The 2,500-nt window shown below is 57.9% G+C and carries 2 rRNA genes (both running past the window's edge); both read right to left on the reverse strand.

Going from position 1 to position 2,500, the window contains the following annotated elements:
* Positions 1–1,680 (reverse strand): 23S ribosomal RNA (locus ABZ881_RS30775); it reaches 1,493 nt to the left of the window's first position.
* Between the two features lie 317 nt (positions 1,681–1,997).
* Positions 1,998–2,500: ribosomal RNA gene (locus tag ABZ881_RS30780) — 16S ribosomal RNA — on the reverse strand (it continues 1,017 nt past the right edge of the window).
* Together the 16S and 23S rRNA genes form the textbook arrangement of a ribosomal RNA operon.

Below are 2,500 nucleotides of genomic sequence, written 5' to 3' on the forward strand. Positions count from 1 at the left end.
AGGCTACAGGCTTACACCACGACAACCACCGCGTGGCGGAGCTACCCTCCTGCGTCACCCCATCACTTACCTACTACCAGATCGGATCCCACGCTCCCCCACACAACACTCCCGAAGGAGCGAAGATGGGTTCGGATGGTTAGCATCACCAGCCTCGGCATGGACGCACTATCACGAGCACGGGAATATCAACCCGTTGTCCATCGACTACGCCTGACGGCCTCGCCTTAGGTCCCGGCTCACCCTGGGCGGAACAACCTGGCCCAGGAACCCTTGGTCATCCGGCGGCAGAGATTCTCACTCTGCATTCGCTACTCATGCCTGCATTCTCACTCCCACACCCTCCACCCGTAAATCACTCCCGGGCTTCACCAGACGCAGGACGCTCCCCTACCCAACAACACCACAAGTGTCATTGCCACGGCTTCGGCGGTGCGCTTGAGCCCCGCTACATTGTCGGCGCAGGACCACTTGACCAGTGAGCTATTACGCACTCTTTCAAGGGTGGCTGCTTCTAAGCCAACCTCCTGGTTGTCCGGGCGATCCCACATCCTTTCCCACTTAGCGCACGCTTAGGGGCCTTAGCCGGTGATCTGGGCTGTTTCCCTCTCGACCACGAAGCTTATCCCCCGCAGTCTCACTGCCGCGCTCTCACTCACCGGCATTCGGAGTTTGGCTGACTTCGGTAAGCTTGTCGGCCCCCTAGGCCATCCAGTGCTCTACCTCCGATGAGAAACACACGACGCTGCACCTAAATGCATTTCGGGGAGAACCAGCTATCACGAAGTTTGATTGGCCTTTCACCCCTACCCACAGCTCATCCCCCAGGTTTTCAACCCTGGTGGGTTCGGGCCTCCACGACGTCTTACCGACGCTTCACCCTGGCCATGGGTAGATCACTCCGCTTCGGGTCTACACCCCGCGACTCACACGCCCTATTCGGACTCGCTTTCGCTACGGCTACCCCACACAGGTTAACCTCGCCACGAAGCATAACTCGCAGGCTCATTCTTCAAAAGGCACGCCATCACCCTGCAGCACAAAACTGCTCCAGGCTCTGACGGCTTGTAAGCACACGGTTTCAGGTACTATTTCACTCCCCTCCCGGGGTACTTTTCACCTTTCCCTCACGGTACTTGTCCGCTATCGGTCACCAGGTAGTATTTAGGCTTGACGGGTGGTCCCGCCAGATTCACAGCGAATTTCACGGGCTCGCTGCTACTCGGGAACAATGTCCATGACCAGCACTGCATTTTCACGTACGGGGCTCTCACCCACTCCGGCGACCCTTCCCAGAAGTCTTCCGCTAACACAGCACAACAATCATCCCACCCTCGGCAGAAGGTGAACAACACATCCCAACAACCCCGCACCCGCAACACCTGCCGGCTTGACACGGACACGGTTTAGCCTCATCCGCTTTCGCTCGCCACTACTCACGGAATCACTATTGTTTTCTCTTCCTGTGGGTACTGAGATGTTTCACTTCCCCACGTTCCCTCCACGCACCCTATGAATTCAGATACGGGTAACACCCCATGACGGGTGCTGGGTTTCCCCATTCGGACACCCTCGGATCACAGCTCGGTTGACAGCTCCCCGAGGACTATCGCGGCCTCCCACGTCCTTCATCGGCTCCTGATGCCCAGGCATCCACCATGTGCTCTTAACAACTTGACCACAACAAGATGCTCGCATCCACTATGCAACACTCAACCCACAACCACACCGACCCAGACAGCAACCACCACACCCCACACAAGGGCGCGTTAGGAAACCACCAGACGAGCGGCCACAAGGACAACACCAACCAGGTGTCCCCTCAGGACCCAACAGCGTGCCGAACCACACATCCTGACGCCTCATGTTCCACCCAGACACACCCCGGAACACGAACGGCCCCGACAGGCATGATCTCGAAGAAGGAACCAACACAATCCACACAGAAACAATCTGCACAAACGGTTGGCGCCCCACCACACGGTGAGACTCCTTAGAAAGGAGGTGATCCAGCCGCACCTTCCGGTACGGCTACCTTGTTACGACTTCGTCCCAATCGCCAGTCCCACCTTCGACGACTCCCTCCACAAGGGTTGGGCCGCCGGCTTCGGGTGTTACCAACTTTCGTGACGTGACGGGCGGTGTGTACAAGGCCCGGGAACGTATTCACCGCAGCGTTGCTGATCTGCGATTACTAGCGACTCCAACTTCACGGGGTCGAGTTGCAGACCCCGATCCGAACTGAGACTCACTTTAAGGGATTCGCTCCACCTCACGGTCTCGCAGCCCTCTGTATGAGCCATTGTAGCATGTGTGAAGCCCTGGACATAAGGGGCATGATGACTTGACGTCATCCCCACCTTCCTCCGAGTTGACCCCGGCAGTCTCCCATGAGTCCCCGGCATAACCCGCTGGCAACATGGAACAAGGGTTGCGCTCGTTGCGGGACTTAACCCAACATCTCACGACACGAGCTGACGACAGCCATGCACCACCTGCA

Source organism: Pseudonocardia sp. NPDC046786, assembly GCF_040645415.1.
GTDB classification, from domain to species: Bacteria; Actinomycetota; Actinomycetes; order Mycobacteriales; family Pseudonocardiaceae; genus Pseudonocardia; species Pseudonocardia kongjuensis.